Annotated in this window: 23 protein-coding genes; 11 read left to right on the top strand and 12 right to left on the bottom strand. The window is 71.1% G+C overall.

Translation table 11 applies throughout. The features are described 5' to 3' along the window. The first annotated feature begins 11 nt into the window (after positions 1 to 11). Positions 12 to 1,340: an MFS transporter gene (locus tag OG707_RS22255; RefSeq protein ID WP_329120976.1), complete on the top strand. Its 1,329-nt coding sequence runs from the start codon at positions 12 to 14 to the stop codon at positions 1,338 to 1,340. Between the two features lie 9 nt (positions 1,341 to 1,349). Here the strand turns inward: OG707_RS22255 and OG707_RS22260 are convergent, their stop codons facing one another. Further along, positions 1,350 to 1,850: a GNAT family N-acetyltransferase gene (locus tag OG707_RS22260; RefSeq protein ID WP_329120977.1), complete on the bottom strand. Its 501-nt coding sequence runs from the start codon at positions 1,848 to 1,850 to the stop codon at positions 1,350 to 1,352. Positions 1,851 to 1,867: 17 nt separating this feature from the next. Between OG707_RS22260 and thpR the strand changes: the two genes are divergently transcribed. Beyond that, a complete protein-coding gene (gene thpR / locus OG707_RS22265) occupies positions 1,868 to 2,413 on the top strand; it encodes an RNA 2',3'-cyclic phosphodiesterase (protein WP_329120978.1) in 546 nt (181 codons plus the stop codon). A 127-nt stretch (positions 2,414 to 2,540) separates the two neighbouring features. On the opposite strand, the gene OG707_RS22270 is transcribed toward thpR, so the two are convergent. Both OG707_RS22270 and OG707_RS22275 read right to left on the bottom strand, forming a co-directional pair. Then, positions 2,541 to 3,530: an aldo/keto reductase gene (locus OG707_RS22270; protein ID WP_329120979.1), complete on the bottom strand. Its 990-nt coding sequence runs from the start codon at positions 3,528 to 3,530 to the stop codon at positions 2,541 to 2,543. Positions 3,531 to 3,564: 34 nt separating this feature from the next. After that, on the bottom strand, positions 3,565 to 4,242 hold the full coding sequence (locus tag OG707_RS22275; RefSeq protein WP_329120981.1) for a GDSL-type esterase/lipase family protein: 678 nt from the start codon (positions 4,240 to 4,242) through the stop codon (positions 3,565 to 3,567). A 68-nt stretch (positions 4,243 to 4,310) separates the two neighbouring features. Here OG707_RS22275 and OG707_RS22280 point away from each other — a divergent pair, with 68 nt between their 5' ends. Next, a complete protein-coding gene (locus tag OG707_RS22280; RefSeq protein WP_329120983.1) occupies positions 4,311 to 5,321 on the top strand; it encodes a WD40 repeat domain-containing protein in 1,011 nt (336 codons plus the stop codon). Between the two features lie 51 nt (positions 5,322 to 5,372). Beyond that, positions 5,373 to 6,689 carry a hypothetical protein gene (locus OG707_RS22285; RefSeq protein WP_329120985.1) on the top strand — a complete coding sequence of 439 codons (1,317 nt, stop codon included), beginning with the start codon at positions 5,373 to 5,375 and terminating at the stop codon, positions 6,687 to 6,689. A 13-nt stretch (positions 6,690 to 6,702) separates the two neighbouring features. On the opposite strand, the gene OG707_RS22290 is transcribed toward OG707_RS22285, so the two are convergent. Next, positions 6,703 to 7,104 carry a PPOX class F420-dependent oxidoreductase gene (locus OG707_RS22290; protein ID WP_329120987.1) on the bottom strand — a complete coding sequence of 134 codons (402 nt, stop codon included), beginning with the start codon at positions 7,102 to 7,104 and terminating at the stop codon, positions 6,703 to 6,705. Positions 7,105 to 7,168: 64 nt separating this feature from the next. On the opposite strand from OG707_RS22290, the gene OG707_RS22295 reads away from it, so the two are divergent. Further along, positions 7,169 to 8,041 (top strand): GNAT family N-acetyltransferase, encoded by an 873-nt coding sequence (locus OG707_RS22295; RefSeq protein WP_329120989.1) that lies wholly within the window; start codon positions 7,169 to 7,171, stop codon positions 8,039 to 8,041. On the opposite strand, the gene OG707_RS22300 is transcribed toward OG707_RS22295, so the two are convergent. Then, complete coding sequence (locus OG707_RS22300) at positions 8,028 to 8,621, bottom strand: acyl-CoA-like ligand-binding transcription factor (protein ID WP_329127912.1); 594 nt, start codon at positions 8,619 to 8,621, stop codon at positions 8,028 to 8,030. The genes OG707_RS22295 and OG707_RS22300 overlap by 14 nt on opposite strands. A gap of 117 nt (positions 8,622 to 8,738) precedes the next feature. Between OG707_RS22300 and OG707_RS22305 the strand changes: the two genes are divergently transcribed. The 3 genes from OG707_RS22305 (at position 8,739) to OG707_RS22315 (ending at position 11,783) form a co-directional block, all read left to right on the top strand. Continuing rightward, complete coding sequence (locus OG707_RS22305; protein WP_329120992.1) at positions 8,739 to 9,656, top strand: oxidoreductase; 918 nt, start codon at positions 8,739 to 8,741, stop codon at positions 9,654 to 9,656. Between the two features lie 91 nt (positions 9,657 to 9,747). Next, positions 9,748 to 11,220, top strand: coding sequence for an MFS transporter (locus tag OG707_RS22310; RefSeq protein ID WP_329120994.1), 1,473 nt, complete (start codon positions 9,748 to 9,750; stop codon positions 11,218 to 11,220). After that, the gene (locus OG707_RS22315) at positions 11,217 to 11,783 is read left to right on the top strand and encodes a TetR/AcrR family transcriptional regulator (protein ID WP_329120997.1); all 567 of its coding nucleotides are present in this window, start codon (positions 11,217 to 11,219) and stop codon (positions 11,781 to 11,783) included. The genes OG707_RS22310 and OG707_RS22315 overlap by 4 nt, the downstream gene beginning before the upstream one ends. Positions 11,784 to 11,843: 60 nt before the next feature. Here OG707_RS22315 and serC read toward each other — a convergent pair whose 3' ends face one another. From serC to OG707_RS22340, 5 genes are all read right to left on the bottom strand, one after another. Next, the gene (gene serC / locus OG707_RS22320; RefSeq protein WP_329120999.1) at positions 11,844 to 12,962 is read right to left on the bottom strand and encodes a phosphoserine transaminase; all 1,119 of its coding nucleotides are present in this window, start codon (positions 12,960 to 12,962) and stop codon (positions 11,844 to 11,846) included. 357 nt (positions 12,963 to 13,319) lie between these two features. Next, entirely contained in the window at positions 13,320 to 13,928 is a 609-nt protein-coding gene (locus OG707_RS22325; RefSeq protein WP_329121001.1) for a GTP-binding protein, read from the bottom strand. Further along, complete coding sequence (locus tag OG707_RS22330; RefSeq protein WP_329121003.1) at positions 13,909 to 14,274, bottom strand: DUF742 domain-containing protein; 366 nt, start codon at positions 14,272 to 14,274, stop codon at positions 13,909 to 13,911. Before OG707_RS22330 ends, OG707_RS22325 begins: the two co-directional genes overlap by 20 nt. Then, entirely contained in the window at positions 14,271 to 14,669 is a 399-nt protein-coding gene (locus tag OG707_RS22335) for a roadblock/LC7 domain-containing protein (RefSeq protein WP_329121005.1), read from the bottom strand. Before OG707_RS22335 ends, OG707_RS22330 begins: the two co-directional genes overlap by 4 nt. Further along, a complete protein-coding gene (locus tag OG707_RS22340) occupies positions 14,666 to 15,922 on the bottom strand; it encodes an ATP-binding protein (protein ID WP_329121007.1) in 1,257 nt (418 codons plus the stop codon). The genes OG707_RS22335 and OG707_RS22340 overlap by 4 nt, the downstream gene beginning before the upstream one ends. Positions 15,923 to 16,096: 174 nt before the next feature. Here OG707_RS22340 and OG707_RS22345 point away from each other — a divergent pair, with 174 nt between their 5' ends. Both OG707_RS22345 and OG707_RS22350 read left to right on the top strand, forming a co-directional pair. Next, positions 16,097 to 18,997, top strand: coding sequence for an FAD-binding and (Fe-S)-binding domain-containing protein (locus OG707_RS22345; RefSeq protein WP_329121008.1), 2,901 nt, complete (start codon positions 16,097 to 16,099; stop codon positions 18,995 to 18,997). A 36-nt stretch (positions 18,998 to 19,033) separates the two neighbouring features. Further along, positions 19,034 to 19,948 carry an EamA family transporter gene (locus tag OG707_RS22350; protein WP_329121009.1) on the top strand — a complete coding sequence of 305 codons (915 nt, stop codon included), beginning with the start codon at positions 19,034 to 19,036 and terminating at the stop codon, positions 19,946 to 19,948. Here the strand turns inward: OG707_RS22350 and OG707_RS22355 are convergent. Next, positions 19,935 to 20,819: a LysR family transcriptional regulator gene (locus tag OG707_RS22355; RefSeq protein WP_329121011.1), complete on the bottom strand. Its 885-nt coding sequence runs from the start codon at positions 20,817 to 20,819 to the stop codon at positions 19,935 to 19,937. The genes OG707_RS22350 and OG707_RS22355 overlap by 14 nt on opposite strands. Positions 20,820 to 20,898: 79 nt before the next feature. Between OG707_RS22355 and OG707_RS22360 the strand changes: the two genes are divergently transcribed. Next, positions 20,899 to 21,831 carry an EamA family transporter gene (locus tag OG707_RS22360; RefSeq protein WP_329121013.1) on the top strand — a complete coding sequence of 311 codons (933 nt, stop codon included), beginning with the start codon at positions 20,899 to 20,901 and terminating at the stop codon, positions 21,829 to 21,831. Here OG707_RS22360 and OG707_RS22365 read toward each other — a convergent pair. Continuing rightward, complete coding sequence (locus OG707_RS22365; RefSeq protein WP_329121015.1) at positions 21,806 to 22,381, bottom strand: TetR/AcrR family transcriptional regulator; 576 nt, start codon at positions 22,379 to 22,381, stop codon at positions 21,806 to 21,808. The two genes, OG707_RS22360 and OG707_RS22365, sit on opposite strands and share 26 nt — an antisense overlap. Positions 22,382 to 22,462 lie beyond the last annotated feature (81 nt).

Below are 22,462 nucleotides of genomic sequence, written 5' to 3' on the forward strand. Positions count from 1 at the left end.
GGCGACCAAGATTGAGTACGGGACCCGGAGCAGACTCCGCACCCGCACCGACAGACACCCCCGCCAAGAGCTCCATGTTCAGCTCGCTGAAGATCCGTAACTACCGCCTCTTCGCGACCGGTGCCGTGGTCTCCAACACCGGTACCTGGATGGCCCGCATCACCCAGGACTGGCTGGTCCTGTCGCTGACGGGCTCGTCCGCAGCGGTCGGCATCACGACCGCGATGCAGTTCCTCCCGATGCTTCTCTTCGGCCTCTACGGCGGCGTGATCGCGGACCGCTTCCCCAAGCGGAAGCTGCTCCTCACCACCCAGAGCGCGATGGGCCTCGGCGGCCTCTTCCTCGCCGTGATGACCCTCTCCGGCAACGTCGAGGTCTGGCACGTGTACGCCACGGCCTTCTTCACCGGACTCGTCACCGTCGTCGACAACCCCTCCCGCCAGTCCTTCGTCTCCGAGATGGTCGGCCCCGACCAGATCCGCAACGCGGTCTCGCTGAACTCGGCGAACTTCCAGTCCGCCCGCCTCATCGGCCCCGCCGTCGCGGGTGTCATGACGGCCGCCGTCGGACCCGGCTGGGCCTTCCTCGCCAACGGACTCTCCTTCATCGCCCCGCTCACCGGCCTGATGCTGATGCGCACCTCCGAGTTCCACCCCGCACCGCGCAGGGCGCGCGGCAAGGGGCAACTGCGCGAGGGCCTCAACTACGTCTCCAAGCACCCCGAACTGATCTGGCCGATCGTCCTGGTCGGCTTCATCGGCACCTTCGGCTTCAACTTCCCGATCTGGCTCTCCGCCTTCGCCAACGACACGTTCCATGGCGGCTCGGGGATGTACGGCTTCTTCAACACGCTGATGGCGATCGGCTCCCTGGTCGGAGCCCTGCTGGCCGCCCGTCGCGGAACGTCGCGGCTGCGCGTGCTCGCCGGGGCCGCGATCGCCTTCGGTGTGCTGCAGGTGGCGGCGTCGATGGCGCCGACTCTGTGGCTGTTCGTCCTGCTGCTCGTCCCGATCGGGATCCTCGGCCTGACGGTCAACGTCACCGCCAACTCGACGATCCAGATGGGCACCGACCCCGAGATGCGGGGCCGGGTGATGGCCCTGTTCATGATGGTCTTCACCGGCGGTACGCCGCTGGGCGGCCCGCTCTTCGGCTGGCTCACCGACACCTACGGGGTCCGGGTCAGCTTCGCGCTCGGCGGCATCATCTGCGCGGTGGCCGCGGTCGGCGTCGGGCTGATGCTGGCGCGTGCGGCGAATCTGCGGCTCAAGGTGGACCTGCGGAAGGGCCGGCAGCACCTCGCGTTCGTACCGCGGGAGCAGCTGGCCACGGCCGCGTAGTCGTTTGCGCTAGACCCTCTGGGCCAGCACCTGGCCCTGCCACTCCCCGGCCGAGAACGTCTCGGTCGGGGAGAAGCCGTTGCGGACGTAGTAGTCGACCAGGCGGCCCTCGCTGCCCGCGTAGCAGTCCACCCGCAGCAGGGAGACGCCCGCGCGGCGGGTCTCGTCGGCGGCGTGCTTCAGCAGTTCGCTGCCGACGCCCCGGCCCGCGAACCGCCGGTCGATGACGAGCAGATGGACGTAGCGCTCGGGTTCGCCGGCGGGGGCGATCTCCGGGCCAGGCCCCTCGGTCAGGGTCAGCGTGCCCGCGGGGACGCCGTCGATCTCGGCGATCCAGGGTGCGCCCTCGGCGACGTAACGGTGCACCTTCTCGACGGCCTTCGGCAGCGACGACCAGGGCTTGGTGCCCCACTGGCCGGTCCGCCCCTCGGCGACCAGCCACTCGATCGCGCCGTCCAGCATGGCAAGTATCGCGGGGATGTCGTCGGCCCCGCCCCTCCTGATCTCCATGCGGAGAGACTAGTCACATGAGACTCTTCGCCGCAGTACTCCCTCCTGACCCAGCCGTACGCGAACTCGGCGCGGCCGTGGACCAGTTGGAGCCCCTGGCGGATGCGACGGATCTGCGCTGGACCGAGCGCGCGGGCTGGCACTTCACGCTCGCCTTCCTGGGCGAGGTCGAGGCGTATCTGATCCCCGGCCTGGAGGAGCGGCTCGGGGAGACCGCACGCGACCACGACCCCTTCCGCCTGGCGGTCTCCGGGGGCGGCCACTTCGGCGACCGGGCGCTGTGGGCGGGTGCGGCCGGGGAGGTGGAGGCGCTGGAGCAGCTCGCGAAGGGGGTGCGGGCGGCGGCCCGCGCGGCGGGGGTGGCCGTCGAGAAGGAGCACCCGTACGTCCCCCATCTCACCCTCGCCCGCAGCCCGGGCGGCACCGCCCTCCGGCCGTACGCGGACGCCCTGGCCGGGTTCGCGTCCGCGCCCTGGACCGTGGCGGAACTCGCGCTCGTACGGAGCGGTGAGCAGCCCCGGTACAAGACGGTCGGGGCATGGCCGCTCGGGCGAGCCGGTTAGGCTCGACGGTGTGGACCCCAAAACCAGGAACCGGATCATGGCCGGTGTGCTCGTGCTGATGTTCGTCGTCGTCGCCGTGGCGGCCGCCGTCGGAAACTGACCCCGACGGCGGCCGCCCGCAGCGCTGCTACCAGGCGAAGGCCTCGGGGGACGGGCCCGGGCCCGGGAAGATCTCGTCCAGGGCGGACAGGACGTCCTCCGACAGCTCCAGCTCGACCGCGCGCAGGGCGGAGTCGAGCTGCTCCTGCGTACGCGGGCCGACGATCGGGCCCGTGACCCCGGGACGGGTCAGCAGCCAGGCCAGGGCGGCCTCGCCGGGCTCGATGCCGTGCTTCTCCAGGAGGTCCTCGTACGCCTGGATCTGCGCGCGCTTGACCGGGTCGGCGAGGGTTTCCGCCGCGCGGCCCGACGCCCGGCGTCCGCCCGCGGTCTCCTTCTTGATCACGCCGCCGAGCAGTCCGCCCTGCAGCGGCGACCACGGGATGACCCCGAGGCCGTACTCCTGCGCGGCCGGGATGACCTCCATCTCCGCGCGGCGCTCCGCGAGGTTGTAGAGGCACTGCTCGCTGACCAGGCCGACGCTGCCGCGGCGGGCGGCCGCCTCGTTCGCCTGGGCGATCTTGTACCCGGGGAAGTTCGACGAGCCCGCGTAGAGGATCTTGCCCTGCTGGATCAGGACGTCGATCGCCTGCCAGATCTCGTCGAACGGCGTCGAGCGGTCGATGTGGTGGAACTGGTAGATGTCGATGTAGTCCGTCTGCAGGCGCTTGAGGGAGGCCTCGACGGCGCGGCGGATGTTCACCGCGGAGAGCTTGTCGTGGTTGGGCCAGGCGTCGCCGTCGGCGGCCATGTTCCCGTACACCTTGGTGGCCAGGACCGTCTTGTCGCGGCGCTCGCCGCCCTGCGCGAACCAGCTGCCGATGATCTCCTCGGTGCGGCCCTTGTCCTCGCCCCAGCCGTAGACGTTGGCGGTGTCGAAGTAGTTGACCCCTGCGGCGAGCGCGGAGTCCATGATGGCGTGGCTGTCGGCCTCGTCGGTCAGCGGACCGAAGTTCATCGTCCCGAGGACGAGTCGGCTGACCTTGAGTCCGGTGCGTCCCAGCTGTGTGTACTTCATGAGGTCCAAGCCAACGCCTTGAAGCGCGCTCTAATCAAGCCCCTTCGGGCTGGGGCAGGAGGTTGTACGGGCCGCCCACCTCCCACGCCTGGTGCAGCGCGTCGGCGAAGGCGGCCGCGAGTCTGTGCTCGCCCGAGGCGTTGGGGTGGGTGCCGTCGTAGGTGTCCTGGTGGATGTCGTACGAGGGCGGGTGCGAGGCCAGGAGGAGCGGGGACGCGGGGCTGTCCAGGTCGGCGACCAGCTTGGCGAGGAGCATGTTGAAGCGGGCGACCTCGGCGGCGAAGGGGGCGTCCGTCTCGGCGCGGATGTTCGGGATCACCGGGAGGATCACGGCGCGGACGTGCGGGTTCGCCGCGCGGGCCTCGGTGAGGAAGAGGCGGGCGTTGGCGGCGGTCTGGTCGCTGTCGGTGTAGAAGCCGAGGTCGATCAGGCCGAGGGAGACGAGGAGCACGTCCGCCCGGGTCGTCCGCACCGTCTCGCCGATCACCGGCGCCATGTGCAGCCAGCCCTCGCCCCAGCCGGCCAGGTGGGACCGGGGGAAGTCCGGGGCGGCGTACGACGTCGCGTCCTCGTGGAGGGCCGTGCGCGGGCCGACCAGGGTGGAGGGGGTGGGGAGCGTGGTGTGCAGGTGCTGCCACAGGCGGTAACGCCAGGTGTGTTCGCCGGCGCTCCCTATGGTCATCGAGTCGCCTACACACATGAACCTGAGCATCCGCTCATCATGGACGATCTTCAGAGGCGGCTGCGTGTGAGGCCGGACACCCTGGCAGGCTGGGGGGCATGCGTGCGTATCAGCGGTGGCGGGGTTGGGCGGTTGCGGGCAGCGCCGTGGCGCTCGTCGTGGGTGGGGCGGGGAGCGGCTCTGCCGACGACGGCGGCTTCACGATCAAGGACTCGCGGATCAAGGAGTCCAGCGGTCTGGCGGCGAGCCGGCAGCACCCGGGGATCTACTGGACGCACAACGACAGCGACGACGGCCCGTACATCTACGCCGTCGACTCGAAGACCGGTCAGACGGTCGCCACCGTCACGATGAAGGGCGTGGGCGCTCCGCGCGACGTCGAGGCGATCTCGATCGGGCCTGACGGGGACATCTATGTCGGGGACATCGGGGACAACCTCGACGGGACTTGGGATCATGTGTGGATCTACCGCTTCCCCGAGCCGAAGCAGCTGAAGGACGAGACCGTCCAGGCCACGCAGTACGTCGTGAAGTACGCCGACGGGCCGCGCAACGCGGAGGCGATGATGGTGCAGCCCAAGACGGGGCGGGTCTACATCGCGTCGAAGAAGGAGGACGGGGGCGGGCTCTACATCGGCCCCGCGAAGCTCTCCTCCTCCGGCACGAACGTCTTCCGCCGCATCGACGACGTGGGGTGGGTGACCGACGGCGCGTTCTCGCCGGACGGGTCGTATCTCGCGCTGCGCGGCTACTTCAGCGCGGCGGAGTACGACTGGAAGCCGGCCGCGCACGGTGGCGACGGCGGCCTGGGCGAGAAGCACGACGTGGACGCGCCGTGGCAGGGACAGGCCGAGTCGGTGACGTACACGGCGGACGGATCGGCGCTGATGTTCGGCTCGGAGGGGGCGGACAGCGACGTCGTACGGGTGGGGGTGGACCATCCGAAGGATCCGGGAAACGGGTCCAAGGAGCCGTCCAAGGACGGGAGTTCGTCGTCGGCGAGCGGCGGCGACGGCAAGGGGAACTCGACGACCGTGCTCGGGGTGGGGGTCCTGGTCGCCGTGCTGCTCGGCTTCCTGGGGCTGCGGCGGATGTTCCGGCGTAACTGAGTCGGCGGCGCCCGGGTGGCAGACCGCCCGGGGGCGGGATTGCCTTGACGGGTGGAGAGGGAAACGCAGCGCCGACTCGAGCGCATCAATCTGGCGGTACTCGCCGTCTCTGCCGTCTGCCTGGTGCTGGCACTGTTCTGGTACGCGGCCGACACCCAGCCGGGGACGCTCCACCGCTGGTGGGCGGTGGTCATCACCGCGGCCGCCGTCCTCATCACGGCGGGCTTCGCGATCGTCCGCCCCTTCACCCTCACCCACCACCGCACGGTGGCGGCGTCAGTGCTGGCGTCGGTGGTCCTGGCGGCCGGGGTCGGTGTCACCTGGGCGATGGTCAGCTCCGACAACGGGGCCGAGCCGATCGAGGGGCAGCGGGTCGGGTCGGCGGAGGCGGCGGGGGCGTATCAGGACACCCATCACTCGGACGGGAAGCGGCGCATTCCCACCGGGGTGATGGTCCAGCAGATGAAGTTCGGCGGGGCCAACGAGGTTGATGTATCCGGGTACGTCTGGCAGCGCTTCACCGCCGATGTGCCGGCGGCCGCGCGCGGGGTGATCTTCCCGGAGGCGGAGAACTCCTACAGCCTCACGGACGCGTACACGTACAAGCACGGCGACGGTTCGGAGACGGTCGGCTGGTACTTCCAGGCCAAGCTGCGCCAGTCCTTCGACTACCGGCACTACCCCCTGGACCGGCAGAACGTCTGGCTGCAGCTCTGGACGAAGGACAACACGCAGCAGACGTCGCTGGTGCCGGACTTCAGCTCGTACCCGCCCTGGCGGGACAGCAAGATGTACGGGATCAGCCCGGACCTGGTGCACGCGGACTGGCGGCCGTACTTCTCCACCTGGAGCTATGTGCAGCACGCGCACACCTCCACGCTGGGCTCCAACGCGGCGGCGTACGCCAACCCGGGCGTGTGGTCCGACCTCTACTTCAACATCGGGACGAAGCGCGCCTGGGTCGGCCCGATGATCGACAGCCTGATCCGGTCTCTGATCGTCGCGGTGATCTCCTTCCTGGCGCTCTTCCTCTACACGAAGGCGGACGACGACCGCCGCTCGGCGTTCGGCTTCTCGACGTGGGGCGCGATCACCTTCACGATGTCGACGCTGCTGGTGATCGTGGTCGACCAGACGCAGGTGCGCAGCGCCACGGGCGGCGGGATGCTCACCTATCTGGAGTGCTTCGCGTACGTCATGTACGCGGTGATCCTGGGCGTCTCCGTCAACGCGGTCCTGCTGACGGCACGCCGCGAGGTCCGCCCGGTGGAGTGGGCGGGCAACCGCCTCCCGAAGCTCCTGTACTGGCCGGCGCTGCTGGGCCTGCTGCTGATCGTGACGCTGCTGTACTTCTCCGACTACCCGTAGCGGAGCTCACTCGTTACTCGCCGAGGGCCCGCACCTCGTAGTGGAGGGTTTTGTCGCGCTGGATGCGGTGCGCGATCGGCACGCCGATGCCGTGCATGACGGGGTGCTTGCGCCGGAGGAGGCGGGCGGCGCGCTTGCACTCGTCACTGCCCGCGTCGAGCAGCCGCACCTGCGCCTTGAAGGCGGGCCCGGTGGGTGAGCCACGGAGGGTGGAGGGCGCGATCTCCACCTCGGGGAAGTTCCGCATCCGCTTGGCCTTGCCGGATTTGGCGTAGGTACGGATGTAGGCGTGATCCCCGTCGACGGCGATGGAGACGGGGGTCCCGACGCTGGTGCCGTCGCGCTTGTGGGTGGTGAGGAGGACGGCGTACTGCTTGGTGAGGGGGGCGAGCGCGGGGCTCGCTGGGCTTGTCATGCCTTCCATACATGCACCGGAAAAGGGTTCTGTCATCCCCTGGTTCCGTGCGTATTCTCGCCGGATGTCACTTCGCCAGTACGTCTATTTCGCGTTGATCAGCGACAGCATCACGGCCGCCGAGATCACGGCGTTCGTGGGCGTCGAGCCCGATGAGACGCGGGTGTCGCGGCAGACGGGCCACCACCGGTGGAAGGTGGTCTGCCGCGAGCCCGCTCTGACCGTCGACCAGCAGATCGACCGGGTGGTGGAGCGGCTGGCGCCGTACGCGGGGCGGATCGCGGAGCTGGGGGAGTCCGTGTCTGCCGTGCTGCAGGTCGTGCGCTACTTCAACGACGACGAGGAGCACGCCGCGTCCGGGGCCAACATCTTCGGCTGGCACCTGGAGCGGGACGTACTGGACTTCCTCGCGGCGACCGGGGCGGAACTGGATGTCGACGAGTACGACATGACGGATGCGGGCGCGCCGTACCACCTGGACACCGAGAGGCTCGAACTGCTGCCGCTGAAGCTGAAGTTCGCCGAGGAGATGGCTGCGGTGCTGGACGACCCGGAGCTGCCGGTGGAGGCGCTGCGGGCTCGTTACCTGCGGCAGATCCACGGGTCGCCCGAGCCCGGGGTGACCTGGTCGAACTGGGTGATTCGGTTGCGGGGGGAGGGGCAGCTCGTGGGGTTTGTGCAGGCCACTCTGGGGGGCGGGACCGCTGAGGTCGCCTGGGTTGTCGGGGAGCCCTGGCGGCGGCGGGGGATCGCCGCCGAGGCTGCGGGGGAGTTGGTGCGGTCGCTGGTTCTGGAGGACGGGGTGCGGGAGATCGTCGCGCACATCGATCCGGAGAACCTGGCGTCGGGTGCTGTCGCCAAGGCAGTTGGGCTCGTGCCGACCTCGGAGTCGCAGGACGGGGAAGTGCGGTGGCGGATGGACGTCAGTGGGCGGTGATGCCGTCCAGTGACGGGGCCAGGAGTGTGAAGGCTTCGGTCAGGAGGGCCATGGGGTCCTCCTTCGCATCGCTGTTGCTCCAGCGTTGCAGCACCGCGTCGAACGCCGTCAGGGCTGCCCCTGCTGCCAGTTGGGGGTAGAGACTCGTGGGGTCCAGGGACAGGCGGGCGGTCAGTTCCGTGGCCAGGTCGTCGCGCCACTGGGCCTGGCGTTCCAGGAAGCGGGCGCGCAGTGCGGGGGTGCGCAGGATGAGCTGGACCACCCGCAGCATCCGCTCGGAGTGGCCCGCGCAGGCGGCGACCGGGACCCTGACCGTGTGCAGCAGCGCCTCTGAGGGGCGCTCGGCGGCGGGGCGGGCCGTCAGTTCCGTACGCATGCCGACGCCCATGTCGGCCAGGAACTGGACGACCACGTCCTCCTTGGACGCGAAGTAGCGGAAGAATGTCCGCTTGGAGACACCGGCGGCGTTCACGATCTCGTCGACGGTGACCCCGTCGAAGCCCTTCAGGGCCAGCAACTGCAGCGCCGCCTCGGTCAGTTCGTCGGAGACGAGGCGGCGTTTGCGTTCGGCCATGGTCATGGGCGTGGTTGCGGGCGTCTCGGGGTGCGCGGTCACTCCCACATCGTACCGGCATGCCGTCTGTGGCACCTGGGTTCCTGCTTGACACCGAGTGTCATGAGGGGCAGCGTGTGTCGTATGACATCACAGATACCGGACCAGACCGGGCGCGTGTTCGTCGTCACCGGAGCCGGCAGCGGGCTCGGCCTCGCCACCGCGCGGGCCCTCTCCCTCCGGGGCGGGCGCGTGATCCTTGCCGTACGGGACGAGGCGAAAGGGCGGCGGGCGGCCGATGCGATCACCGCTGCAGGGGTGCCGGGTGAGCTGCTTGAGGTGCGGGCGCTTGATCTCGCGGATCTGGGCTCCGTGCGGGATTTTGCCGCGCAGCTCCGCTCCGACCATCCGCACCTGGACGTGCTGATCAACAACGCCGGGGTCATGGCCCCGCCCCGCACGCTCAGCCCGCAGGGGCACGAGCTGCAGTTCGCCACGAATCATCTGGGGCACTTCGCCCTCACCGGGCTGCTGCTCGGGATGCTGGCCGAAGGTGACAACCCCCGTGTCGTGACGGTGAGTTCGACCAATCACCGGCAGGGGCGGATCTTTTTCGACGACCTCTCCGGGGAAGCCTCGTACGCGCCCATGAAGTTCTACAACCAGTCCAAGCTCGCCAACGCGGTCTTCGGCCTGGAGCTCCACCGGCGGCTCACCGCGGCCGGCAGCCCGGTGCGCAGTCTGCTCGCCCACCCGGGGTACGCCGCCACCGGTCTGCAGACGAGCGGGCCGCGCGGTCTCGTGAAGCTGCTGTTCGGGCGGCTCCTCATCCCGCTCGCCCAGTCCGCGGAGCAGGGGGCGCTGCCGCAGTTGTACGCGGCGACCGACCCGTCCGCGGAAGGCGGGGAGTTCATCGGGCCCGGCGGCATGGGCGAACTGCGCGGCGCCCCCAAGCGGGTGAGCCCGTCCGACGCCGCCGCCGATCCCGCGACCGGGCGGCGGCTCTGGGGGCTGTCCGAGGAGCTGACCGGTGTGCGGTACGGGCTTCCGGCCGCCGTCTAGGGGGTGATGGCAGGGGTGCACAAGCGTTTACCCTGGGGGTGAACGTCTGTGCACCCCCTGTCGTGCGCAGCCAGAGACCCCCCGGAGAGCCATGCCACCCGCGATACCCGAGCCCGCAGACGAGGCCGCCGAGGCGCCGCACCCCCGTGCGATGGTGGGCGTTCTCGCCTTCTGCGGGGTTGTTGTTGCTGTGATGCAGACCCTCGTCGTGCCGTTGCTGCCGCATATCCCGGCCCTCACCGGAGCCACCCCCTCCGCCGCGAGCTGGCTCGTCACCGTGACCCTGCTCACCGGGGCCGTGTGCACGCCCGTGCTGGGGCGCGTCGGCGACATGTACGGGAAGCGGCGTGTGCTGGTTGCGGCCCTTGGGGTGCTCGTCGTCGGGTCCGTGCTCTGTGCCATCAGCTCGGACATCGGGGTGCTGATCACGGGCCGCGCTTTCCAGGGCGCCGCACTCGCCGTCGTACCGCTCGGCATCAGCATCATGCGCGACGAACTCCCGCCCGCTCGTGTCCTGTCGTCCGTCGCGCTGATGAGCTCAACTCTGGGGATCGGGGCGGCTGTTGGGCTGCCGATCGCCGCGCTGGTCATCGAGCACTCCGACTGGCACACCATGTTCTGGGCCTCCGCCGGGCTCGGGCTGCTCGACGTGATCCTGGTGCTGGTCTTCGTACCGGAGTCGCCGCTGCGGGCGCGCGGGAAGTTCGACGTGCTGGGAGCGCTCGGGCTCAGCGCGGCGCTGGTCGCGCTGCTGCTCGCCGTCACGCAGGGCGGTGAGTGGGGATGGGGGTCCGCGCGGGTCGTCGGGCTGTTCGCCGCCGCCGTCGTGATCGGGGTCGTGTGGGGCTTCTACGAGATGCGGGTCTCCTCGCCCATGGTCGATCTGCGGGTCTCGGCCAGGCCCGCCGTGCTCGGTGCCAATGTGGCCGCGCTTCTCATCGGGTTCGCTTTCTACGCCAACTCCCTCGTCACCGGCCAGATGGTGCAGGAGCCCAAGGACACCGGCTACGGGCTCGGGGCCTCCATCGTGGTCAGCGGCCTCTGCCTGCTGCCCGGCGGCATCACGATGGTCGCGCTCTCGCCGCTCTCGGCGCGGCTCTCCGTCGCCCGCGGGCCCAAGGTGACCCTGGCGGTCGCCGCCGTGGTGATGGTCCTCGGGTACGTACTGCGGTTCTTCACCAGCCACAGCCTGTTGATGATCATCGTGGGCGCGACCGTGGTGTCGTCGGGGACCGCCCTCGCGTATTCGGCGCTTCCCTCCCTGATCCTCCGCGCCGTACCGGCCAGTGAGACCGGGGCCGCCAACGGCCTCAACACCCTGATGCGGTCCGTCGGGCAGGCCTTCTGCAGCGCCGTCGTCGCCGCCGTACTCGCCAATGTCACCTTCCAGGTCGGCGGGCGGACCGCGCCCACCCTCCACGCGTACCTCCTGGTGTTCCTCATCGCCGGGGGCGCCGCCCTCGCCGCGCTCGTCGTGGCCCTGGTCACGCCGGGCAGGACCGCACCCGTCACGGGTACGGTCGGAGCACGAGGACCCAAAGCGCTGGCCCAGGAGGGTGCATGACCGCTGACGCCGAGGCGGCTGCCGGAACGGGGCGCGACGCGATTCTGCGCGCCGCCCGCCGGGCCTTCACCCTGCGGCCGTACGCCGAGGTGACCATGCGGGGCATCGCCGCCGACGCGGGGGTCAGCGCCTCGCTGATCGTGAAGCGCTTCGGTACGAAGGAGCAGCTCTTCGACACGGTGACCGATTTCGGGCCCGCCGCCGATGAGCTCTTCGACGCGCCGCTGGACGAGCTCGGACGGCACATGGTGCGGACTCTGGTGCGCACCCGCCGAGAACACGGCATCGACCTGCTGCTGCGCGTCGTCTTCTCGCTCGGCAACCAGGACGAACGCTCCGTGCTGAAGGAGCGCTTCCGCGAGCAGGTCACCGCCCGGCTCGTGACCCAACTCGACGGGGACGAACGGGAGTTGCGGGCCGAGCTGATCGTGGGGCTGCTGCTGGGGCTCGGTGCCGCGATGAGTCTGCACCGCGACACCGGGGCCACGGAGAAGGCCGAGATCGAGCATCTCGTCGATCTCTATGCGCCGGCCGTGGAGCGGTTGGTCGTCGTACGGGCATGAAACGGCGGCCCCCGGCGCGGGGTGCTGTGCGCCGGGGGCCGCCGTTGTGGTGCGTAACTGCTAGAGCTTCTCGATCACGTAGTCGATGCAGGCCGTCAGGGCCTCGACGTCCGCCGGGTCGATCGCCGGGAACATCGCCACGCGCAGCTGGTTGCGGCCCAGCTTGCGGTACGGCTCGGTGTCCACGATGCCGTTGGCGCGCAGCGCCTTGGCGATGGCGGCCGCGTCGATCGAGTCGTCGAAGTCGATCGTGCCGATGACCTGCGAGCGCTTGGCCGGGTCGGTGACGAACGGCGTCGCGTACGACGACTTCTCGGCCCAGGTGTAGAGGCGCGAGGAGGAGTCGGCGGTGCGGGAGGTCGTGAAGTCCAGGCCGCCCTGGGAGTTCATCCAGGTGAGCTGTTCGTTGAGGAGGAACAGGGTGGCGAGGGCGGGGGTGTTGTACGTCTGGTTCTTGAGGGAGTTGTCGATCGCCGTCGGGAGGCTGAAGAACTCCGGGATGTGGCGGCCGGAGGCGTGGATGGACGCTGCCCGGTCGAGGGCCGCCGGGGAGAAGACGCCGATCCACAGGCCGCCGTCGGAGGCGAAGGACTTCTGCGGGGCGAAGTAGTAGACGTCGGTCTCGGCGATGTCGACCGGGAGGCCGCCTGCGCCGGAGGTGGCGTCCACGAGGACGAGGGCACCGTCGTCGGCGCCTGCGACGCGCTTGATGGGCGCGGCGACACCGGTCGAGGTCTCGTTGTGCGTGAGCGCGTAGACGTCCACGCCCGCTTCGGCCTGCGGGTCCGGGTGGGTGCCCGGGTCGGAGGCGATCACGGAGGGGGTCTCGAGCCACGGGGCGAGCTTGGAGGCCTTGGCGAACTTGGAGGAGAACTCGCCGAAGTTGAGGTGCTGGGACTTCGTCGTGATCAGCCCGTGCGTCGCCACGTCCCAGAAGGCCGTGGAGCCGCCGTTGCCGAGGATGACCTCGTACCCCTCGGGGAGGGAGAAGAGGTCGCGCACGCCTTCGCGCACCGCGCCGACCAGGTTCTTGACCGGGGCCTGGCGGTGGGACGTGCCGAGGAGAGAGGTGCCGGTGGCGGCCAGGGCGTCCAGCGCCTCCGTACGCACCTTGGAGGGGCCCGCGCCGAAACGGCCGTCGGCGGGCTTGATGTCAGCGGGAATCTGGAGATCAGCCACGGGGGGAGCGTAGCTCCCTGGGGCGGGGGGAGTGCGAGGGGGTCCGGGGGGTGAGACGGAGCCGCCACGGAGTGGACCGGGGCGCGGGCGGCCCCCGCCCGGGGGCTCCGCCCCCGGACCCGCGGCTACCGCCGCTCCCCTTGCGCCTAAGCCGGCGCCGCTCTCGCGGAGGTGGCTGGCGCGGGTGGGGGTTCCTCAATGGCCGCTTGCGGTCCGTTCAGATGCGACACCGGCAAAATCAAGCCCGTCGAGGGGGTCCCCCCTGCTCGAGCGAAGCCGAGAGCTTGGGGGAGATTGAGGACACGTGGCCGAAGGCCGCGTACCGGGCGGGGCCGCGTCCCGGACCCCGTCCACCGGCTACGTAGGAGTCCGTTCTGCCGCCGCCAGCGCATGCAAATGCTGCAGCAACGCGATCAGCACGTACTTCGACGACGTCCGGTCACGCGCGTCGCAGTCCACCAGCGGCACGTCCGGCGACAGGTCCAGCGCCGCCCGCAGCTGCTCCGGTGTGTGGATCGCGCCGCCGAAGTCGTTGCACGCCACGATGAACGGCGTCCCGTGGTGCTCCAGGCGGTCGATCGCGTACCAGGAGTCCGCCAGCCGGCGCGTGTCGACCAGGACCACCGCGCCCAGCGTGCCGGCGAACAGGCGGTCCCAGAGGAACCAGAAGCGTTCCTGGCCCGGCGCACCGAAGAGGTACAGCACCGTCCGTTCGTCGATCGTGATGCGGCCGAAGTCGAAGGCGACGGTCGTCGCGGTCTTGGTCCGTACGGCCGAGGTGTCGTCGACCGGACGGCCCGCCTCGGTCATCGTCTCCTCGGTGTTGAGGGGGCGGATCTCGCTGACCGAGCGGACCATCGTCGTCTTGCCCACGCCGAAGCCGCCGACGATCACGATCTTGAGACCGTTGTCGGCCGTCGCGGAGAGGGCCTCTGTGTTTCCTCGTTCAGAGGTTGCGGAGTCCAACGAGCACCTGTTCCAGGATGTCGGGGTCGGGGAGCCGGTCCGCGGCGCGGGCTGTGCGCGGGTGGCGGGCGCTGATCCGGCCCGTGTCGAGCAGGTCGGCGAGCAGGATCCGGGTGATGGATACCGGCAGTTGGAGATGGGCGGCGATCTCCACGACGGCGGTGGGGCGGGCGCAGAGACGGAGGATCGTGACGTGCTCCGACTGCATGCCGGGCACCGGGTCGCACTCGCCGACGATCAGCGTGACGAGGTCGAAGGTGTCGACGGCGTTGGACCGGCTGCGGCCGCCGGTGACGGTGTAGAGCCGGTCCGGGCTGTCGTCGCGTCCTGGGCGGGGCGGAGTCATTTGCGTGGCTCGGCGGCGAGATGGTCGCCGAGCTGCTCGACGAGTTCGCTCATGTTGTGGCCGATGAGGCCCACGTCGGCGGACTCGTCGGTGACGACGGCGAGATGGGCGCCGTCGCCCGCTTCGACGATGAGGAGGATGCCGCCGTAGAACTCGGCCATCGCGGTCCGCACCCCGCCGGTGCCGTCGCCGAACTCGACGGAGGCGCCGTGGGAGAGGGACTGGATTCCGGCGGAGATGGCGGCCAGCTGGTCGGCCTGGTCGACGGAGAGTTCGGGGGTGCGGCAGAGCTTGAGGCCGTCACGGGAGAGGACGAGGGCGTGGCGGGCACCGGGGGTGCGCTCCAGGAGGCTCTCCAGCAGCCAGTTGAGCTTCTCGTCGGTGGTGGTGGTCATTCGGGTGTGCCTGTGCCTTCCGGTCGCGAGGGGGTCTTGGGGGGCGCGGTGCTTGGCCGTACGGCCTGGCGGAAGGTGCTGAAGCGGGCCGCTGCGGTGGTGGAGGATTCGGAGTCGGAGCTACGGGGCCGGGGGACGGCCGGGGTCGCTGCCAGGTCGGGGTGGGCGGCGGCCATGGTGGCGCCGCGGCGGCGGCGGGGGAGGCCGCCGAGGTCGGACAGGTCGGACAGGTCGGAGGCGCCGGAGGTGTCGGCCTCCGTGGGGGTCAGCTCGTGCGCTTCAGGGACTTCTGCCAGTACGGGGGTGGGCTCGGGCCGCGTTGTTTCCCGTACGGGAGCCGGTGCGGCCGTCTCCGGGGTCGCCGGGCGGCGCGTGATCAGGTCCTGGGGGAGCAGCATCAGGACGCCCGTGCCGCCGCGCGCCGAGGGGCGGAAGGAGACGGTCAGGCCGTGCTTGCGGGCGAGGCGGCCCACGACCGCGAGGCCGAGGCGCGTACCGGAGAGGCCCGCGAGGTCGATCTGGCGGGTGGTGTCGGTGGCCACCGCCTTCTCCGCGCGGCGGAGTTGGACCTCGTTCATCACCAGGCCGCTGTCCTCGACGGTGAGGATGACCCCGGCCGGGACCTCCTCGACGTACACGTGGACCTCGGCGGTGGGCGGCGAGAAGTTGGCAGCGTTGTCGAGGAGTTCGGCGAGGGCGTGCATGACGCCCTCGGCCGCGTGGCCGGCGACGGCGATCTCGCTGGTGGAGTGGAGGCGCACTCGCTGGTAGCCCGAGATGCGGCCCATCGCGCCGCGCAGGATCGACTCCATGACGATCGGCTTTGCCCAACGCCGCCCGGACCGCGCCCCGGTGAGGACCGCGATCGAGTCGGCGAGGCGGCCCGCCTGGGCGGTGCGGTGGTCGAGGTGGAGGAGGTCGCCGAGGACGTCCTCGTCGGAGTGGCGGTGCTCCATCTCGCGCAGGTCGGCGAGCATGCCGGTGGCCAGGGCCTGCATACGGCCGGCGGCGTTGGCGGCCGCGGAGAGCGCGGCGGCGCGCTGCGACTCGGCGCGCGCGGTCGCGGCCTCGGCGCGGGCGGTCTCGGCCTTCAGCTCGGCCTCACGGACGCCGAACCGGTCCGCTGCCACGGTCAGTTCGGATATGCGGAAGCGGAGCCCGCGCGCGGTGCGACGGGCGTGCGCCGCGACGGCGACGGCGGCGCAGAGCAGCACGGCGAGGGAGCCCAGGCACCAGACGAGTGTGGCGGTCATCAATCGGAGTCCTCATGGACGGATGGGACAGGCGGGACGGACCGGGTGAAAGGGAAGCGACGATTCCTGCACAACGCCAGGCAACTATAGGAGAGTTAGTGATCACTTTGGGGAGTTCTTGGTGTGGAGATTGTTGATACCGGTGCACATTTCGCCCAGGTGCATCCTGGTGTGATGGGACTCGAACTCGAGGAAAAGCTCCGGCGGGCCGTACGGGGCGAGATCGACTTCGGATCGGCCGCCCGCGCGCTGATGACGATGGACGCCTCCAACTACCGGCGCGTGCCGCTGGGTGTGGTCGCGCCCCGCGATGCGGACGACGTCGCCGCGACGCTCGCCGTCTGCCGGGAGGCGGGGGTCCCGGTGGTTCCGCGCGGGGGCGGGACTTCGATCGCCGGTCAGGCGACCGGGGTGGGCGTTGTCCTCGACTTCACGCGCCATATGCGGACGGTGGTCGAGGTGGACGCGGAGGCGCGTACGGCGGTCGTCCAGCCCGGTGTCGTACTCGACGAACTGCGGGCGGCGGCGGGGGCGTACGGACTGACCTTCGGGCCCGATCCGTCCACGCACAGCCGGTGCACGCTCGGCGGGATGATCGGCAACAACTCGTGCGGGGCGCACTCGGTGGCGTGGGGGACGACCGCCGACAGTGTGCGGTCGCTGAGGGTGCTGGGGTACGGGGGACAGGAGTGGCGGCTGGGGCAGGGGTGGGGCGAGGCCCCGGCTGGTCTGCGGCCGCTGGTGGAGCGGAACTTGGCGCTGCTTCGGACGGGCTATCCGCAGGGGCTGCCGCGGCGGATCTCGGGCTACGCGGTCGATGCGCTGCTGCCGGAGAACGGGGTGGACCTGGCGCGGGCCTTCTGCGGCAGCGAGGGCACGCTGGGTGTGGTGACGGAGGCGACCGTACGGCTGGTGGAGGCGCCGCGGGCGCGGGCGCTCGCCGTGCTCGGGTACGCGGACGAGAGCGCGGCGGCGGAGGCGGCGGCCGGGCTGTTGTCAGTGGGGCCGCTTACCGTGGAGGGCATGGCGGCGGACCTCGTCGGGGACGCGGTGGGGCTGCCGCGGGGCGGGGCGTGGCTGTTCGTGGAGATGGGAGGGGACGGGGAGGCGGAAGCGCGGGCGAGGGCCGAGGAGTTGGTGCGGGGCGCGGACGCCGTGGACGGGACGGTGGTCTGGGATCCGGCGGGGCAGCGGGCGCTGTGGCGCGTACGGGAGGACGCGAGCGGGACGGCGACCCGGATGCCCGACGGGACCGAGGCATGGCCGGGGTGGGAGGACTGCGCGGTGCCGCCCGCTCGGCTGGGGGCGTATCTGCGGGACTTCCGCGGGCTGTTGGGGGAGCACGGGCTGCGCGGGGCGCCGTACGGGCACTTCGGGGACGGCTGCATCCATGTCCGGATCGACTTCGACCTGATGAGCAAGAAGGGGGTACAGGGCTTCCGCCGCTTCTCGGAGGAGCTGGCGGACCTCGTCGTGGCGCACGGCGGCTCGCTCTCCGGCGAGCACGGGGACGGGCAGGCGCGGGCCGAACTGCTGCCGAAGATGTACGGGGACGAACTAGTCGGTGTCTTCGGCCAGTTCAAGGACGCCTGGGACCCGGACGGCGGCATGAACCCCGGCATGCTCGCCCGCCCGCACCGCCTCGACGAGAACCTCCGCTTCGACGTCCTGCCGCGCGAGCCGGTCCCGGTCGCCTTCGGCTACCCGCACGACGGCGGGGACTTCTCGGCGGCGGTGCGCCGGTGCGTGGGGGTCGCCAAGTGCCGCAGTACGGAGGTGAGTTCGGGGTCAGGTGTCATGTGCCCGTCCTTCCGGGCCACCGGCGAGGAGCAGCACTCCACCCGGGGCCGGGCGAGGCTGCTGCACGAGATGCTCGCCGGCGAGGTGGTGAAGGACGGCTGGCAGTCGGAGGAGGTGCGCGACGCGCTCGACCTCTGCCTCTCCTGCAAGGGGTGCAGGAGCGACTGCCCGGTGGGCGTGGACATGGCCACGTACAAGGCGGAGTTCCTGCACCACCACTACGAAGGGCGCAGGCGCCCGGCCTCGCACTACGCGATGGGACGGCTGCCGGAGTGGCTGCGCCTCGCGTCCCGGCTGCGGCTCGCACCCCTCCTGAACGCGGCCGCGAAGGTCCGCTTCCTCGTCGCGCCCGTCAAGCGCGCGGCCGGGATCGCCCCGCAGCGCGCGCTGCCCCGGCTGGCCCGCGAGACCTTCTCGCACTGGTGGTGGAAGGGGTTCATCAAGGACGCGATGGCCGGCCGGGAACGGACGGGCGGGGGCGGCCCCCAGGTTCTCCTCTGGCCCGACACCTTCACCAATCACCTCGACCCAGCAGTCGGGAAGGCGGCCGTACGGGTCCTCGAAGCGGCCGGGATCACAGCGCTGCTGCCCCCGGAATTCGAGCCGCCGATCAGGCTCGCCGAAATGGAGGAGGCCATCGAACGAGGCGACGAGACTGTACGGGCGCGGCGCAGGCCCCGCCGCGCCGCGGTCTGCTGCGGACTCACCTACGTCTCCACCGGCCAGCTCGACCGCGCCCGCACCGTGATGCGCCGCACGCTCGACATGATGGAGCCGGTGTTCACCGACGGCATGCCCGTCGTCGTCCTCGAACCGAGCTGCGCCGCCGCCCTCACCACCGACCTCCCCGAACTCCTCTCCGACGACCCGCGCGCACGGCAGCTGGCCGACCGGGTGCTGACCTTCGCGCAGGCCCTGGAGCGGTACGCCCCCGACTGGCAGCCGCCGCGCATCGACCGCCCGGTCGTCGGCCAGACCCACTGCCACCAGCACGCGGTCCTCGGTGACGCGGCCGAGCGCCGGCTGCGCGAGCGAGCGGGCCTGACCGGCGAGCTGAGCGGCGGCTGCTGCGGTCTCGCCGGGAACTTCGGCTTCGAACGCGGCCACTACGACGTCTCCGTGGCCTGCGCGGAGGAACAGCTGCTCCCCTCTGTACGGGACGCCGACGAGAGGGCGGCGGTGCTGGCCGACGGCTTCTCCTGCCGTACGCAGCTGGAGCAGCTCGGCGGGGTGCGCGGGCGTCACCTGGCGGAGATCTTGGCAGATGGACTGTAAGCGGGAGCATGGCCGATGGACCCTTACCCTGTAGGGATGGACCCGATCGCCCCCGCCGACGCCGCCCAGGTCGTCTCCGTCGCCCCTGCCACCGCTCCGGCGACGAGTGCCCGTGCACGCTTCGGCCCGGTCGGTCTGGTGCTTGCGGGCGGCATCTCGGTGCAGTTCGGGGCAGCGGTCGCGGTGTGGCTGATGCCGCGGGTCGGTGCGCTGGGCGTGGTCTCGCTGCGGCTGCTCGTCGCGGCGGCGGTGCTGCTCGTGGTCTGCCGCCCCAAGGTGCGCGGCCTCTCGCGCGCCGACTGGGGCACGGTCCTGATCTTCGGCGTCGCGATGGCCGCCATGAACGGCCTCTTCTACCAGGCCGCGGACCGCATCCCGCTGGGCGCGGCCGTCACCCTCGAAGTCCTCGGCCCCCTCGCCCTCTCCGTCTTCGCCTCGCGCCGCCTGTCGAGCGTGCTCTGGGCGGGGATCGCCCTGTGCGGAGTGGCGCTGCTGAGCGGCGGCGGCTTCGGCGGGCTCGACCCGGTCGGGGCGGCGTTCGCGCTGGGCGCGGGCGCGATGTGGGCGGCGTACATCGTCTTCAGCGCCCGCACCGGAGCCCGCTTCCCCCGCGCCGACGGCCTCGCCCTCGCGATGGGCGTCGCGGCGGTCCTCATGCTGCCGCTGGGGATCGCGGACGCGGGCGCGAAGCTGCTGGTGCCGAGCACGATCCTGCTGGGCGCGGCGGTGGCGCTGATGTCGTCCGTCCTTCCGTACACGCTGGAAATGCTCGCGCTGCGGCGCCTGCCGAACTCGGTGTTCGCGGTCCTGATGAGCCTGGAGCCGGCGATCGCCGCGCTGGCGGGCTTCCTCGTGCTGCACCAGGCGCTGTCGGCGGTGGACGCGCTCGCGATCTCGCTCGTCATCGTGGCGAGCATGGGCGCGGTGCGGTCGCAGGTCACGGGCAAGTAGCGCCACCGGCACGCAGGAGGTCGAGGAACGCGGTCGCCGCGGGCGTGCGGCCGGCCCGGCTCCAGATGAGGTACTCGACGCGGGCCGGCGCATCGGTGACGTCGACGGCGGTGACACCGCTCAGCTGGGCCGCGTAGCCGGAGGGCAGCAGGGCGATACCCAGGCCCTGCCCGACCAGCCGGGCCAGGAAGTCCGCGTTGGTGACCTCGAAGGCGACGTCGCGGCCGAGACCCGCGGCCGCGAAGGCCTGGTCGGACTGGATGCGTCCGGCTGTCTTCGCCGGAAGGTCGACGAAGACTTCGGAGGAGAGTCTGCGCAGGTCCACGGCCGGTCCCTTGACGAGGGGGTGGTCCGGGGCGACCACCGCGACGAGCCGGTCCCGGGCGAGTTCACGGGCTTCTACGCCTTCGGGGCGCGCGGTGGTCGGCAGCCCGAGGAAGGCCAGGTCGAGCGCCCCGTCCCTGACCTGCTCGGCGAGTTCCTCGCTCGCGCCCACGCGCAGGCTGATGCGCACGTCCGGGTACTGCCGGTGGAAGTCGCGCAGGGCGCCCGGGATGTCGACGGCGGCGACGCTGGGGATGAGCCCCACGGCAAGTCGTCCGCGTACCTCCCCGACCGTCGCCGCCACCTCGGCGGCCGCGCGCTCGGCGGCGTCCAGGCACTGACGGGCGAGCGGGAGGAACGCCTCACCGGCGGGCGTCAGACGTACCCGGCGGCTGGTGCGTTCGAAGAGCCGTGCGCCCAACTCCTTCTCCAGCCGGGCGACTTGATGGCTGAGTGCGGACTGGACGACGAGGCAGCGCTCGGCGGCCCGGGTGAAGCTGTTGGTTTCGGCGACGGCGAGGACGTAGCGCATCTGCTGGAGCTCCATCGATCCATCTTCATTCGCGATCGATGAGGTGACAAGCATGTGTTGGACTCATCGATCGCGGCCGGACGAGACTGCGAATATGACCAGTCCACCCCTACAGAGAGCCCCAGCGGGGACCGTCGGCGGCGCCCCTCAAGGGCATCTGCGACGGACCATGCTGACGGCGCTCACCCCCGCCGCGTGGGGCACGACGTACATCGTCACCACCGAGCTTCTCCCCGCCGGGCACCCGCTGTTCGCGGGACTTCTGCGCGCGCTGCCCGGCGGCCTGATCGCGCTCGCGCTCACCCGGACGCTGCCGCGAGGAGGCTGGTGGGGGAGGGCCGCGGCGCTCGGCGTGCTGAACATCGGCCTGCCTTTCCCGCTGCTGTTCCTCGCGGCCGAACGCCTGCCGGGCGGCGTGGCCGCCACCCTCGCGGCAGCCCAGCCGCTCCTCATCGCCCTCCTCGCGGTGGCGGTCCTGCGCGAGGCGCTGTCCGTCTGGCGCCTCGCCTGGGGGCTGGTCGGCATGGCCGGCGTCGCCCTGGTGGTGATCGGGCCGAGCGCGGCCTTCGACCACGTCGGGATCCTCGCGGCGCTCGGCAGCGCGGCGTCCATGGCACTCGGCATCACACTCACCAAACGCTGGGGCCGGCCGCCCGGGGCCGGCCCCACCGCGTTCGCCGGCTGGCAGCTCACTGCGGGGGGCCTGTTCCTGCTGCCCCTCACGTTCCTGGCCGAAGGGGCCCCGCCGCCCATCGACGGGTCCGCAGCCCTCGGCTACCTCTGGATGGCCCTGGTCGGCGGACTGATCTCGTACGTCCTGTGGTTCCGCGGCATCACCACACTGCCCGTCACCTCGGTCGCCGTACTCGTCCTGCTGTCACCCCTGGTCGCCGCGGTGCTCGGCGCCGTCGTACTCGGCCAGACCCTCGGCCCGGTCCAGCTCGTGGGCTTCGGGCTCGCACTCGCGGCGATCGTCGCGGGACAGCTGCCGGCCCCGGCGCTCACCCGTTCCAGAACCGCCGGATGAGCAGCGCCAGCCGCACCGCGTGATCCTCGCGCCGGAGCCGGCCGCTGCGCATCAGCGTGACGAGCCCGTGCAGTGAGCTCCAGTAGGTCTCGGTGAGTACGGGCAGTTCGCCCTCCCCGGCGAGCGGCCGCACGGTCTCGCGGAGCTCGGCGAAGGCGGCATGCAGCGAGGCCGGCGCCTCGGGGGTGGCGAACGGCAGCTCGGTGGGGAGCGTGAAGATCGCGTCGTAGAGCGCGGGCCGCCGCTCGGCGAACGCGGTGTACGCAGTCGCCACACCGGAGACCGCCTCCTTCGCCCCCTCCGCCCCGATCCGCGCCGCGCGCAACTCCTCGGCGAGCTCGCCGCACCCCTGCACGACGACCGCCGCCATGATCGCGCCCTTGCCCTTGAAGTGGCTGTAGAGGACGGGCTGGCTGTACTCGATCTCGGCGGCGAGCCGCCGGGTCGTCACCGCGTCCCACCCCTCCGTCTCGGCCAGCTCCCGTGCCGTCGTGACGATCAGCTGCTCCCGCTCTGCCCGCTCGCGCTCGCGGCGCGTCTGTGTGGTCATGCCCGGAATTCTAGCAGCGCTAGCCAATCTGTCGACGCTCTGCTAGCGTCGAGCTTGTTCCTAGCGGTGCTAGAAAAACTA

The sequence above is a fragment of the Streptomyces sp. NBC_01465 genome (assembly GCF_036227325.1).
Classification (GTDB): domain Bacteria; phylum Actinomycetota; class Actinomycetes; order Streptomycetales; family Streptomycetaceae; genus Streptomyces.